Raw genomic sequence first — 12,519 nt, forward strand, 5'->3', positions numbered from 1 at the left:
CGGGATGACGTGAACGGAGCCTGTGCCCAGCGTGCCAGGACCGGTCACACCCCTGCGCCCGTTCTCAGCGATCCGCGGACCCCCCTTCTGCGGGAACAGTCGGGACGGTCACCCGCCTGGGTGGGCTCGCCATCGGCGGCCGCGGATCTCAGGGTCGAGCGGAGAGTGCGGACGGCACCCTGCTCCGCTCATGGATCCAGTTCCGCAGCTCGGGGTCGATGTAGCCGGTCACGTCGATGAGATCGTCGTACCGCGCCGGAAGGTCCAGCGACCAGATCCGGTGGTGGTGCCCGATGCGATTGCGGAGGCCGCGCAGTCGAGCGACCGGCCCGCGAACAGTCGCTTGACTCCGATTCGGCGCGGAGGGGAAGGCAGCAGCGAGGTCGGGCCACAGCGCGATGCGGGCCTTGGACACCATCTGGTGCCAGAACCCGAAGGACACCTCGGAGATGACCTGGCCTGGGTCGATGGGCTTGCCATTTCGTCGAACGCGACCGATGGCGATGCTGACATCGGTGTAGGGCTGGCGGTGGTATCCGGGTCCGCTTGCGTCTCGCCCGAGCTCTCGCGCATCGTCGAAGACCCAGTGGCCGGTCCGATCTCTTCGGCGGTGGAGGAGGGCCATCCGTGCATCGATCCCGATGCGCAGCCCGACCTCGAGGTGCCCCAGCGATTCCCAGAACGCGGCCGAGGTGGTCACGTTCCACTCGTACAGTGCGCGAGCCCGATCGAGATCCCCCTCGGTCTCGGCCAGGTAGTGCCGGAGTCTGGCGGAGGAGAAGTGCTGCTCGTAGAAGGGCCACTCGCTTGCGTTGACCGGGATCACCTCGCCCTCTACACTCTTACCGAACACCCCGGAGCCGTCCCTGTAGCTCTCCCCGGAGAGCCGATCACACGAACGGGGTTCTGCCGTTAACGGGGTTCTGCCGTTGACGGGTCTGTGCCGTTAACGGGTCTGTGCCGCTAGCGGGTCTGTGCCGCTAGCGGATCCGTGCCGCTGACCGGTCTGAGCCGCTGCAGGGTCTGCGCCATCAGCGGGTTCGAGCCGTCGGCAGATCCACCGGCAAGAGATCCTGTCAGGGGGCGGCGGGCTCCTCGGCGTCGGCGCGGAACGTCGGGCTCACCCCGCCGGGCGGAGTCGCACGGCGGGCAGCGCGGACAGTGCGCCGACCGCCGCCGCGCAGGCCGCCGCCGAGAGGGCGAAGACCAGCGGCAGGGCGAGCGCGTACGCCTCCGCCTCCGCCGCGCCGGCCGAGACGAGTGCCGTGAGCCGCGCGGACAGCGCCGCGCCGTAGCCCACCAGCCCGACGGTGCCGCCGAGGGTGAAGAAGAAGACGATCGCGGCGCTCAGCGAGCCGGTCCGGCCGGCGGGCGCGACGGTCTGCGCCGCGAGCACGAGGTTCTGCAGCGTGATGCCGAGGCCGGCCGAGAGCAGCAGAGCCCCCGTGAGCGCGAGCGGCAGCGGGGCGAGCGGCGCGAGGGCGAGGGCGACGTTGCCGAGCAGCATCGCGCCCGCGGCCAGCAGCAGCACGCCCTTCACCCGGCCGCGGCGTGTGACGGCGCGGCCGGCGGTGAACGACGCGATCACCGCGCCGACCGCCATCGGAGCGAGCAGCAGACCGGCGGGCGCGGGATCCATCCCGAGCCCGAGCTGCAGGTACTGGGTGACGAAGACCGAGCCGCCGAAGAGCGTCGAGCCGAGCAGGAAGGCGGCGACAGCGCAGACCAGGGGGACCCGCGCCGCGAGCAGTCGCAGCGGGATGATCGGAGCGGCCACCTGCAGCTCGACGAGCACGAGCGCGACCAGCGCGAGCGCGCCGAAGCCGCCGAAGCCCAGCAGCGCGACCGCCCTCGAGCCCCCGCCGCCCGATCCCTCGCCCAGCAGCGTCAGCGCGATCAGCGCCGCGGGGACTCCGGTCGCGATCAGCAGCGCACCCGCGTAGTCCGTGCGCCCGCCGCGCGGCGCGACCGGCAGCCGCACGTGCAGCGAGGCGGTCAGCACCACGAACGAGGCGACGGCCAACGGCAGCGCCACCACGAAGCACCAGCGCCAGCCGAGGGCCTGCACGACGACCCCGCCGACGATCGGGCCGAGGATGGTCGCCGAGGTCTGCAGGGCCTGGAGCGAGCCGTTCACCCGGCCCCGCTCGCGCAGCGGCACCAGCAGGGCGACGGCGGCCATCGACACCGCGGCGGTCCCGCCGAGGCCGACGCCCTGCAGCGCCCGCGCGGCGAGCAGCACCGCCGTCGAGGGGGCGAGCGCGGCGAGGACCGAGCCGGCGACGAAGACGCCGATCGCGGCCTGGAGGATCCGCTTCGGCGCGACGAGATCCGCGAGCCGGCCCCAGAGCGGAGTGGTCGCGGTGTTGCCGAGGATCGTGGCCGCGACCAGCCAGGTCGACAGCCCGGCCGCGCCCTCCAGCGAGCGCATCACGGTGGGGACGCTCGTGGCGACGATGGTCGCGGAGAGCCCGGCGACGAACTGCGACAGCATCAGGCCGGTCAGCGGCCAGCGGACACCGCCCGTCACGACCTCACGCCGGTCACGCCGGTCACGCCGTCACGCCGGCACCGGAGCGCCCGCCGCGGCGAGCACGGCCGCGGTGAACTCCCGAGGCGCCCGCGCCGGGAACTGCCCGCTCACCGGCATCTCGACGACCCGGGTCCCCGGCATCCGGCTGAACTCGATCGGCACGTCGAGCGTCATCCGCGCCCACGGCGGCTGCAGCACGGTGAGCTCGACGCCCGCCTCGACCAGCGCCAGGTTGTCCGCCCACGTCTTCGCGCGGCCGCGGAACACCGCCGGGTAGATCGAGTTGTAGCGCTCGAGGTTGCCGAGGGTGTCCGCGACGCAACCGGCCAGCGCGCGCGGGTCGTCGGTGCCGTAGAGGCCGACGTTCTTGTCCCAGAGGTAGCGCAGCACGGCGCCGTCGGCCGTGACCGGCAGCTCGGGCGCCCAGTTCTGCGCCCAGTGCTCCATCGCCGCGGGCTCCGGCTCCTCGAGGGCGTAGAGCACCGCCCGCCGGACCCGGCCGGTGCCGAGCAGCGCGATCGCGATCGCCGTCGCGAGCGAGCTGCCCGTCTTCATCCCGACGGGGACGAACTCGCCGACCCCCAGCGCATCCAGGCCCTGCACCAGGATCCGGGCGTACTCGGCGAGCGGCTGGTCGGCGGGCGCCGAGTCGCTCTGGCCGAAGCCGGGGGTGTCGAAGGCGATCGTCGTGGCGTGCGCGCCGAGCGCGTCCAGCACCGGCTCGTAGACGGCGGAGGTGCGCGGCGACTCGTGCAGCAGCACGATCGCCGGCCCGCCCGAGCCGCTCCTGCGGTAGTGCAGCTGACCCCAGTCGGTGTCGACGTATCCGCGCATGGTGGTTCTCCTCGAGGTAGAGGCGGGAAAGGGAGGTGGGACGGCGGGGCGGGGCTTCAGAACTCGAGCAGGTTGTCGCGCAGCTGGTCGAACGAGTACTCGCGCCGGGTCAGCCCGCGGCGCTGCAGCTCGGGCACCAGGCCGTCGCAGATCTCGGCGATGAAGCGCCGGGTGACGCCGCTGGTCGAGATCAGGAAGCCGTCGCCGCCGGCGACGCGCATCATCTCCTCGAGCTGATCGGCGACCGACTCGGGGGTGCCCGCGATCACCGGCCCGTTGCCGACCCCGCGCGAGACGACCGCCTCGCGGAGCGTCCGCGTCGCGTTGCGGGTGACGAAATCGGTGAGCTGCTGCGTGCCGTTGGTGCGCAGATCGAGCGAGCCGAGCGGCACGTCCAGCGGCACCTGCGCGAAGTCGATGTCGGTCGACTTCGCCATCGCGGCCAGGTGCACCTCGATGTTCTCGGCGATGTCGTCGCGGCGCAGGCGCACCCGCTCCTGCGCCTCCGCCTCGGTCGACCCGACGATCGGCCCGACCCCGAAGAGCACCTTGATGTCGTCCGGGTCCCGCCCGAAGGAGAGCGCCGCGGCGCGCACCTTGTCGCGGTAGGCCTTCATGCCCTCGGCCGTCGCGTGGATCGCGACGATGGTGTCGGCGTACTTCGCGGCGAAGGCGATGCCGCGGGGCGAGCCGCCGGCCTGCGAGATCACCGGACGGCCCTGCGGCAGCGGGCCGGTGTTCAGCGGTCCGCGGGTCGAGTAGTGGCTGCCGCGGTAGTCCGCCCGGCGGACCTTGGTGTGATCGGCCCAGTAGCCGGTGGCGGGATCGGCGACCACGGCGTCCGGCTCCCAGGTGTCCCAGAGCGCGATCGCGGCCTTCAGGAAGTCCTCGGCCACGTCGTAGCGGGAGTCGTGCTCGCCCATCCCGTCGAAGCCGTAGTTCTGCAGTGCGCGGTCGGAGGTTCCGGTCACCACGTTCACGCCCATCCGCCCGCCCGAGATCTGGTCGATCGAGGCCGTCAGCCGGGCGAGCATGTAGGGGTGGTAGGCGAAGGTGCCGGCCGTCGCGATGATCCCGAGCTTCTCGGTGGCCTGCGCGAGCAGGGTCGCGGTGACCATCGGATCCTGCCGCGGAGTTTGGAAGGCGTGCTTGAGGTAGAGCTCCATCGAGTCGCCGTAGCGGTCGCCGACGAAGGTGTTGTCCTCGATCAGGACGTAGTCGAAGCGGGCGCGCTCCATCGCCCGCGCGAGGTCGACGAAGATCTCGGCCTGCTGCCACTGCGTGCCGATCGCGCCGGAGAACTCCTGTCCCCAGGCGGGGACGGAGGTGCCGTTGAGGAACCAGCCGAGGTGGAACGGCGCGACCATCAGAACGCCGCCAGGTTCGCCTTGAAGGTGGGCTCGTCGTACGAGGTGCGGATGAGGCCGCGGCGGCGCAGAGCCGGCGCGAGTCCGCTCGCGATCTCGTCGATGTAGCGGCGCGAGTGCGTGCGCACCGGCTCGCCGCGCACCAGGAACCCGTCGCCGCCGACCGCGTCGACGACCTCCTCCATCTGCTCGGCGACCGAGTCGGGCGTGCCGACGAGCTTCACCGACTCCGAGGACTGGCCGGTGAGCGCCTCGCGGATCGTCTTGCCCGCCGCGCGCTTCTTGAACGCCGCGAGCCCGGACTGGTGGCCGTTGGTCGACACGTCGTCGGGCAGCGGCTGGTCGAGGTCGAACTGCTTGAAGTCGACCTCGGTGGTGATCGACATGATGCCCAGCAGGGTCTCGATCTGGTCCTGGGACAGCTCGTAGCGGCGGCGGGCCAGCTCCTCGGCGTCGGCCTGCGTCTCGCCGAGGACCGGCTGGATGATGTACATCACCTTCACGTCGTCCGGATTCCGGCCGTGCCCGGCGGCGCGGGCGCGGATGTCGTCGCGGTACTCCTTCATCCCGTCGACGCCACTGGGCTGGGAGAGCAGCACGTTCGAGTGCTTGGCGGCGAAGTCGCGGCCGGCGGGGGAGCCGCCCGCCTGGCAGAGCACCGGGTGGCCCTGCGGGCCGGCCGGCAGGTTCAGCGGGCCGCGGACCTTGAAGTACTTCCCCTCGTGGTGGATGGGGTGGACCTTGGTGTGGTCCGCGAGCACGCCGGTCTCGCGGTCGGCGATGATCGCGCCGGGCTCCCACGAGTCCCACAGCGCCTTGACGACGGTGACGTACTCCTCGGCCATCGCGTAGCGCTCGTCGTGCGGCAGCAGGTGGTCGAGGCCGTAGTTCTGCCCGGCGAGGTCCTCGGAGGAGGTGACCACGTTCCAGCCGACGCGGCCGCGGGTGAGGTGGTCCATCGTCGCCATCGTGCGGGCGAGGATGAAGGGCGGGTAGAAGCTGGTCGACATCGTCGCGATGAAGCCCATCTTCGAGGTGTGCTGCGCGAGCACTGGCAGCAGCGGCACCGGGTCGCCCTTGGGCGAGTGCAGGCCGTGCTTGAGGTCGTTCTCGGTCGAGCCGCCGTAGGTGTCCGAGACGAGCGTCGAGTCCTCGAACATCATGAAGTCGAAGCCGGCCCGCTCGAGCTGGCGCGCCATGTCGATGTAGTAGTCGCCGTTCAGCCATGTCATCGGGGTGTCGGCCGCCCACGGGCTCTTCCACGCGGGCGTCTTGAACGGGGTGAACCAGGCGAGGTGGAACGGTGTGACCATCGGGCGGTCTCCTTCGAGGTCGTGGGTGGATGCGGTGCTGCCGGAGTGCCGCGGTGCTGGGGTTCTGGGGTTCTGGGGTACTGACGTTCTGGGCTTCTGCCGTCAGTCCACAGGGCGGAGATTTCGCCGCGGGAGCGGCGGGGTGCCGATCTGATTGCGCGCGGCTCCGGGCTCGCGATCGGGCTCTGATCAGGGCTTCTCGCTGTCGGCTGCCGCCAATACGCGGGCTCGGGCCTCGCCGTCGGAGGCGCTCGCGCGGCCCTCGCAGCCCTATCCGCCGCCCCGCCCCGCGCGTCGCCCGGATCGATCCGTCACGAACGGCTGCCCGGGGAGTGGGCGGACGACCGTTCCTGACCGATCGATCCGGGGGAAGGGGTGCAGGGGAGTGTGGGCGCTCAGACGGCGGCGGCGGCCTGCTCGGTGGACCAGGCGGCCGCCGCCGCGAGCTCGTCGGGGTCGACGGGCGCGGCCGCGGCGCCGCCGGGCTGGGCGGCGAGCCACTCCGAGGTCGCGACCGGCACCGGGTGCTTGTAGTCGCTCGTCACGGTCGTGTAGAGCGAGCCGCCGAGGCGGGCGACCGGCCGGTACTTCGCCACGTCGATCCGCCCGCGCTCGTCGAGGACCGAGTCGTCCGCGTGCACGGCGAGCACCTGACCGAAGACCACGTGCGCGTCGTAGACCTCGGTCTCGCGCAGCAGCACGCACTCGAGCGCGACCTTCGCCATCGCCAGGCGCTTCGGCGCGATCCGCACCGAGTCGACGAGCTCCAGGCCCAGCAGCGCCGCCTCGTCGACGGACGGCGGAGTGATCGCCGCCGTCGCGGTCTGCACCTCCGCCTGGCCCTCGGTGACCAGGTTGACCACGAACTCGCCGGTGGCGCGGATGTTCTCGTGCGAGTCCTTCTCCCCGGTGAACGAGATCATCAGCGTCGGCGGGTCCATCGTCACGAGGGTGAAGTACGAGAACGGGGCGAGGTTGCCGACGCCGTCCGCGCTCTCCGTGCCGATCCAGGCGATCGGCCGCGGCACCACCGCGTTCTTGACCATCCAGGTGAAGTCGTGGCTGCTGCCGGTGTCGTCGGCGAGGTACATGCGGGCTCCTCTTCCCTGCTCGTCTCTCGGATCGGCCGACGGCTACTGCCAGCTCGCCTCGCGCCAGTCGACGTGGCCGTCGGCGCGCGGGGTCCAGTCCAGGCCCGGGGCGACCCCGTAGGTGCCGACGGTGTAGTCGATGTTCGCGAGGTGGGTCCGCTCGGCGTTCAGCGCCCAGATCTCGGCGATGACGGCGTTGCGGGCGTCGACGTCGACCGTCGCGTTGGCCTCGACGATCAGCGCGTCGACGTCCGGGTCGGAGAAGATCGCGTAGCCGGTCGGGCCGTAGAGGTAGTTCAGCGTGGTGGAGGCGTCCATCATCGACGGCGAGAACTGGGTGATGTACATCCCCGGGTGCGACTTCGACGAGGTCAGCAGAACGTAGGAGGAGTACTCCACGCCCTCCAGCTCGACCGTGATGCCCACCTCCGCGAGCTGCGAGGCGATGGCCTGCGCGACCTCGGCCGAGTTGGGCACGTTGCCGCCGGTCGGGTACTGGAAGGTGATCGCGCTGCCGTCGTAGCCGGAGGACGCGACGAGCTCCTCCGCCGCCGCCGGGTCGTAGGCGAGATCGGGCAGCTCGGCGTCGAAGCCGTTGACGTTCGGAGCGACGGAGGACGCGTTCGCGACCGTCGCGTAGCCGTCGTGGATCGTCTCGATGATCGTCTCGCGGTCGATCGCGAGGCTGATGGCGCTGCGCAGATCGGCGTCCGCGAGCGGCCCGCCGGAGGTCTCGTTGAAGCCGACGTAGACGAGCTGGTTCGACTGGCCCTCGGCCACGGTGTAGCCCGAGCCCTCGACCGAGGCGACCTGCGCGGGGGTGATCGCGGTGAGGTCGATGTCGCCGGAGAGCAGGCCGTTCAGCCGCGCGTCGGCGTCGGCGATCGGCTCGACGGTGACGTTCGCGATCGCCGGCTCGCCGCCCCAGTAGTCCGGGTACGCGGCGAGCACGGTCGAGACGCCCGGGGTCCAGCTCTCGAAGGTGTACGGGCCGGAGCCGATCGGCGCCTCGGCGAAGCCGGCCGAGCCGACCGAGGTGTAGTACTCCTCCGGCACGATCGAGATGTAGTAGACCCGGCGGGTGAAGGCGGCGTCGCCGGCGGTCAGCTCGAAGGTGAGGTGGGTGTCGTCGACCACCGTCATGCTCGCGATGTTGTTCGTGTAGATCTTGTTCAGCGAATCCGGAGCGTCGATGACCGCCTGGAAGCTGAAGCGCACGTCCTCGGCGGTGACCGGGGTGCCGTCGCTGAAGGTCGCGTCGTCGCGGAGGGTGAACGTCCAGGTCGTCGCGTCCTCGCTCGCGGTCCACTCCGTCGCGAGGCGCGGCTGGAGCGCGCCCTCGCCGTCGACGCTCGTCAGCTGGTCGTAGACGGCGTGGAAGATGTTCGTCGAGTAGAGGCCGTTGTCGATCACGGGGTCGGCGTTCGCGAGGTCGCTGGGCTGGGCGACGACGATCGAGTCCTTCGCCGCGCCGGCGTCGCTCGAGGAGGCCGGGCCGCTGCAGGCGCTGAGCAGCAGGGCGAGCGCGGCGGCGGGGGCCGCGGCGGCGACGAGCCGGCGGCGGGCGCTGCGGCGGCGGGTGCGGCGGGGCTGCGTGCTTCGGGGCATGGGGGAGGGCCTTTCGTCGGAGGGCTGCGGCGCTGCGGAGGCGCAGGCGTGCAGTGCGGCGGTGCGGGCGGAGCGACGGTGCGGGCGGTGCTGGCTGGTGGGACGGTGCGGTGGGACGGCGCTGGCCGGTGGGGCGGTGCGCTGCGGACGAGCGGCGGTGCCGGCCGGTGCGTCAGGCGGCGGCGGGCAGGGAGCGCCGCCGGCGGGTCGGGTCGGGCACGGGGGCGGAGGCGAGCAGCGAGCGGGTGTAGGCGTGCTGCGGATCGTCGAAGACCGCGGCGGTCGGCCCGGTCTCGACGAGCAGGCCGCGGTGCATCACCGCGACGTCGTCCGCGAGCGCCCGGACGACCGACAGGTCGTGCGAGACGAAGAGGTAGGCCAGCCCGAGCTCGGACTGCAGCTCGGTGAGCAGCGCCATCACCTGCGCCTGGATCGAGACGTCGAGCGCCGAGGTTGGCTCGTCGAGCACGAGCACGTCGGGCTTGAGCGCCAGGGCGCGGGCGATGCCCACCCGCTGGCGCTGGCCGCCGGAGAAGTCGGCCGGCCGCCGTGAGGCCGATTCGCGGGTCAGCCCCACCTGCTCGAGCACCTCGGCGACGCGGGCGGCCGAGTAGACCCGGTTGATCCGCAGCGGCTCGGCGACGATCTCGTGCACGGTCAGCCGCGGATCCAGCGACGAGTACGGGTCCTGGAAGACGGCCTGGATCGAGGCCCGCAGCGGTCGGCGGGCCCGGTCGCTCAGCTCGGAGACGACGGTGCCGCGGTAGGAGACCGAGCCGGAGGTCGGCTTCTGCATGCCCAGGATCGTGCGCACGAGGGTCGACTTCCCGCAGCCGGACTCGCCGACCAGCCCGAGCGTGCGGCCCGCCTCGAGGCGGAAGGAGACGCCGTCGACCGCGCGGAACGGCTCGGCCGCGCGGCCCCAGGCGCCGCGCTGCGGGAAGTGCACGCGGACGTCCGACACCTCGACGACCGGCTCGGCGTGCGGGTGCTCCACGGCGTGCACGACCGGCTCGACGGCGCGCGCCTCGCGGCCGGTGACCGGCAGGATGCTCGCGAGCAGCCGCTTGGTGTAGTCGTCCTGCGGGTCGCGGAAGACGTCGAGGGTCGTGCCGCTCTCCACGATCCGGCCCTGGTGCATCACCAGCACCCGGTCGGCGTTCTCGGCGACCAGGCCGAGGTCGTGGGTGACCAGGACGAGCGAGGAGCTCAGCCGCTCGCGCACCTCCTGCAGCACGCTCATCACCTGCGCCTGCACGGTCACGTCGAGCGCCGTCGTCGGCTCGTCGGCGATCAGCATCCCCGGCTCGTGGGCGATCGCCATCGCGATCATCACCCGCTGGCGCTGGCCGCCCGAGAGCTCGTGCGGGTAGGCGCGCAGCCGGCGCTCCGGGTCGGGCAGGTGGACCAGCTCGAGCAGGCGGAGCGCCTTGTCGCGGACCTGCGCTCGGGTCAGCCCCTTCTCGTGCAGCGTGATCATCTCGGCGATCTGCGTGCCGATCCGCATCACCGGGTTCAGCGAGGTCATCGGGTCCTGGAAGATCATCGACAGCGAGCGGCCGCGGATCGAGCGCAGCGCCGCCTGGTCGATCGTGCGCAGGTCGACGCCGCCGAGCAGGATCTCGCCGCCGGCGACCCGGACGCCCCGGGGCAGCAGCCCCATGGTCGAGAGCATCGTCATCGACTTGCCCGAGCCGGACTCGCCGACGATCGCGACCACCTCGCCAGGCAGCACGTCGAAGCCGATGCCGTCGACCAGGCGCACGGGCGCCTCCTTCGGGCCGGCCTCGATCACGAGGTCGCGGACGCTGAGGACGGGGGCGCCGGGGTTGCCGGGGATGCCGGGGAGGGTGCTGGTCATGGTCTACTCCGCCTTCTGCGACTGGACGCCGGTGAGGCGCTGGCTCATGAACTGGAGCCCGGCCACGAGCATGAAGAGCATCAGGCCGGGGAGGATCGTGATCATCGGGCTGTCGCGGAGGTAGGTCTGGCCCTCCTCGATCATCCCGCCCCAGCTCGGGGTGGGCGCCTGGATGCCCAGGCCCAGGAACGACAGCGCCGCCTCCAGCAGCACGATCACGCCGAGGTCGAACGGCACCAGCACCGCGAGGGCCGGGATCACGTTCGGAACGAGGTGCTTGCGCAGGATCCAGCCGTGCGTGGCCCCGTGGGTCTTCGGCGCCCAGATGAACTCGCGCTCGCGCAGCGACCAGGCCGTGGCGCGGGCGACGCGGGCGTAGCCGACCCAGTTGGCGACGCCGATCACCACGATCAGCGTCAGCACGCTCGGGCCGATCGCCGAGACGATCGCGATCAGCAGCAGCATGATCGGGATGGCGAGCTGGATGTCCGAGAGCGCCGAGATGACGTTGTCGAGCCTCCCGCCGAAGTAGCCCGCGATCAGCCCGAGCGTCACCCCGATCAGCAGGTTGAGGGCCACGGCCGGCACCGCGATCGACAGCGAGACGCGGCCGGCGACGGCCAGGCGGGAGAGCATGTCGCGGCCCAGCGCGTCGGTGCCCAGCAGGTGCGCCGGGTCGGCGAGCGGCAGGAGGAAGCGGGCGCGCAGGTCCTGCGTGTCCGGGTCGAAGAACGGCAGCAGCGGCACCAGCACGATGGTCAGCACCACGATCACGACCAGTCCGGTCGCGACGAAGAACGAGGCGCTGAGCGGTGCGCGACCGCCGGTGCCCGGCTGCGGCCGCCGGAACAGCCGGCGCACCCGCTGGATCGCGAGGATCTGGGTCGGCGTGACGGTGGTGGCGGGAGTCGTGACGGGCCTCGTGTCGGGCCTGCTGGCGGGGGCGGGGCTCACTGGAGTCTCACTCTCGGGTCGAGGGCGGCGTAGACGAGATCGACGAGGACGTTGACGACCACGAAGAAGAGCGCGATGACGAGGATCGCCGACTGCACCACGGTGTAGTCGCGGTTCGAGATCGACTGCATCAGCAGCTGCCCGACGCCCGGCCAGTTGAAGACCAGCTCCACGACGACCGTGCCGCCCAGCAGCGCGCCGAGGTTGAGCCCGGCGACGGTGATCACGGGCAGCAGCGCGTTGGGCAGCATGTGACGGAGGATCACGACGCTGCGACGCTGGCCCTTGGCGTAGGCGGTGCGGACGTAGTCCATCCGGTACTGCTCGGCGAAGCCGGTGTCGAGCAGGCGGATGTAGAGGGCCAACTCGAGGGTCGCGATGGTCACCGCGGGCAGGACGATCGACAGCGGCGAGTTGTTGCCGAGCGCCGGCAGCAGCCCGAGGCTCACCGCGAACACCATCACCAGCAGGATGCCGAACCAGAAGGACGGGATCGCCTGGCGGGCGCTGGCGAACCAGAGCACCGTGTTGCGCAGCCGCGACGAGTCGGACAGCTGCAGGATCAGCACCACGACGAAGGCGAGCACGAGCCCCAGCACGAAGCTGGTCAGCGCGAGCTGGAGCGTCGCGGGGAGGCGCTGCAGGACCAGCTCGAGCGAGGGCGTGCCCTGGCGCAGCGAGTCGCCGAAGTCGCCGGTGAGGGCGCCGGCGAGGAAGCCGGTGTACTGGAACAGCAGCGGCTGGTCGAAGCCGAGCGAGGCCGAGAGCCGCGCGACGTCCGCCTGGGAGGCCTCCGGGCCCAGCAGCAGCGCCGCCGGGTTCCCGGAGAGGCGGACGAGGAAGAAGGCGACCGTCACGACTCCGAAGACCGTGACGAGGCCCTGCACGAGGCGGCGCGAGACGAAGCGGAGCATGCGGTCTCCTTTCCGGGAGGGGTGATCACGGGGTCGACCTCAGT

The 12,519-nt window shown here is 71.8% G+C and carries 10 protein-coding genes; all 10 read right to left on the reverse strand.

Annotated elements, in window-relative coordinates; translation table 11 throughout:
* Window positions 1-148: 148 nt before the first annotated feature.
* Window positions 149-826 (reverse strand): hypothetical protein, encoded by a 678-nt coding sequence (locus EDF45_RS02075; RefSeq protein ID WP_148060204.1) that lies wholly within the window; start codon window positions 824-826, stop codon window positions 149-151.
* Window positions 827-1,120: 294 nt separating this feature from the next.
* A complete protein-coding gene (locus tag EDF45_RS02080) occupies window positions 1,121-2,530 on the reverse strand; it encodes an MFS transporter (RefSeq protein ID WP_123741010.1) in 1,410 nt (469 codons plus the stop codon).
* A 30-nt stretch (window positions 2,531-2,560) separates the two neighbouring features.
* A complete protein-coding gene (locus EDF45_RS02085; RefSeq protein WP_123701553.1) occupies window positions 2,561-3,367 on the reverse strand; it encodes an alpha/beta fold hydrolase in 807 nt (268 codons plus the stop codon).
* 56 nt (window positions 3,368-3,423) lie between these two features.
* Window positions 3,424-4,734: an NtaA/DmoA family FMN-dependent monooxygenase gene (locus tag EDF45_RS02090; RefSeq protein ID WP_123734795.1), complete on the reverse strand. Its 1,311-nt coding sequence runs from the start codon at window positions 4,732-4,734 to the stop codon at window positions 3,424-3,426.
* Window positions 4,734-6,047 carry an NtaA/DmoA family FMN-dependent monooxygenase gene (locus tag EDF45_RS02095; RefSeq protein WP_123734796.1) on the reverse strand — a complete coding sequence of 438 codons (1,314 nt, stop codon included), beginning with the start codon at window positions 6,045-6,047 and terminating at the stop codon, window positions 4,734-4,736. Before EDF45_RS02095 ends, EDF45_RS02090 begins: the two co-directional genes overlap by 1 nt.
* A 395-nt stretch (window positions 6,048-6,442) precedes the next feature.
* Window positions 6,443-7,138 carry a flavin reductase family protein gene (locus EDF45_RS02100; RefSeq protein ID WP_123444754.1) on the reverse strand — a complete coding sequence of 232 codons (696 nt, stop codon included), beginning with the start codon at window positions 7,136-7,138 and terminating at the stop codon, window positions 6,443-6,445.
* 42 nt (window positions 7,139-7,180) lie between these two features.
* The gene (locus EDF45_RS02105) at window positions 7,181-8,746 is read right to left on the reverse strand and encodes an ABC transporter substrate-binding protein (RefSeq protein WP_123734797.1); all 1,566 of its coding nucleotides are present in this window, start codon (window positions 8,744-8,746) and stop codon (window positions 7,181-7,183) included.
* A 172-nt stretch (window positions 8,747-8,918) separates the two neighbouring features.
* On the reverse strand, window positions 8,919-10,607 hold the full coding sequence (locus tag EDF45_RS02110; protein ID WP_123734798.1) for an ABC transporter ATP-binding protein: 1,689 nt from the start codon (window positions 10,605-10,607) through the stop codon (window positions 8,919-8,921).
* A gap of 3 nt (window positions 10,608-10,610) precedes the next feature.
* On the reverse strand, window positions 10,611-11,561 hold the full coding sequence (locus EDF45_RS02115; RefSeq protein WP_166649570.1) for an ABC transporter permease: 951 nt from the start codon (window positions 11,559-11,561) through the stop codon (window positions 10,611-10,613).
* Entirely contained in the window at window positions 11,558-12,475 is a 918-nt protein-coding gene (locus EDF45_RS02125; RefSeq protein ID WP_123734800.1) for an ABC transporter permease, read from the reverse strand. The genes EDF45_RS02115 and EDF45_RS02125 overlap by 4 nt, the downstream gene beginning before the upstream one ends.
* Between the last annotated feature and the right edge of the window lie 44 nt (window positions 12,476-12,519).

It is taken from the genome of Rathayibacter sp. PhB186 (genome assembly GCF_003751825.1).
GTDB lineage: Bacteria > Actinomycetota > Actinomycetes > Actinomycetales > Microbacteriaceae > Rathayibacter > Rathayibacter festucae.